Here is a 276-nt window from a genome sequence, read left to right as displayed (position 1 = left end):
GACCCGTGGTACCGAGCCCCTGCCCCGCAATGTCGCTCAGCGCAACCGTGAAGAACTGCTTGTAGAACTCGGCGCGCACCTGGTAGCTGTTGTCTTCACTAATGTTCTGGATCGTGTCGAAGCGCTTCACGAGCGGCTCGGACACTTCGTCGATCATCAGCGCCGGCGCGCCCAGCATCACGAAGCCCAGCAAGCCGGCGATCAGCCGCAGGCGCCCTTTGCCGTCGAGCATCGCAAGCGGGTAAATCAAGCCGATCACCAGACCGCCCCGAGCCC

1 pseudogene is annotated in these 276 nt (G+C 63.4%); it reads right to left on the bottom strand.

The features are described 5' to 3' along the window. A pseudogene (locus SB764_RS39815) lies at nt 1–250 on the bottom strand (hypothetical protein); the annotation flags it as partial. Between the last annotated feature and the right edge of the window lie 26 nt (nt 251–276).

Origin of the sequence: Paraburkholderia sp. SIMBA_027 (assembly GCF_046535315.1) — a bacterium.
GTDB lineage: Bacteria > Pseudomonadota > Gammaproteobacteria > Burkholderiales > Burkholderiaceae > Paraburkholderia > Paraburkholderia tropica.
The sequence above is the reverse complement of the archived record's forward strand: the minus strand, read 5'-3'. Positions and strand labels throughout refer to the sequence as shown.